General features: G+C 70.3%; 1 protein-coding gene. It reads left to right on the top strand.

The features are described 5' to 3' along the window. Nucleotides 1–38: 38 nt before the first annotated feature. Nucleotides 39–300: family 1 glycosylhydrolase (locus tag HTZ77_RS44995; RefSeq protein WP_235996158.1), on the top strand; the 262-nt coding region annotated here is incomplete at its 3' end.

Below are 300 nucleotides of genomic sequence, written 5' to 3'. Positions count from 1 at the left end.
CCACCCTCGGCGGTTCCGTCCAGGACGGAGACCTCGCATTGATCGCGGCGCCCCTGGACGCGCTCGGCATCAACTACTACACCCCGACCCGGATCCAGGCTCCGACATCCGAGGGCCTGCCATGCGAAGAGGCTCCCATCGAGGGCTACCGCCGCACCGCGTTCGGCTGGCCCGTCGTCCCCGATGGCCTGCGGGAACTGCTCGTCGGCCTCAAGGAGCGCTACCCGGCGCTCCCGCCGGTCTACCTCACGGAGAACGGCTGTTCGGTCGACGACGTCGTCACCGCGGACGGCACCGTCC

Source organism: Nonomuraea montanisoli (assembly GCF_013363975.1).
In the GTDB taxonomy this organism is placed as follows: domain Bacteria; phylum Actinomycetota; class Actinomycetes; order Streptosporangiales; family Streptosporangiaceae; genus Nonomuraea; species Nonomuraea montanisoli.
Note: the sequence above shows the minus strand (reverse complement) of the source record. Positions and strands in the feature narration are given on the sequence as shown.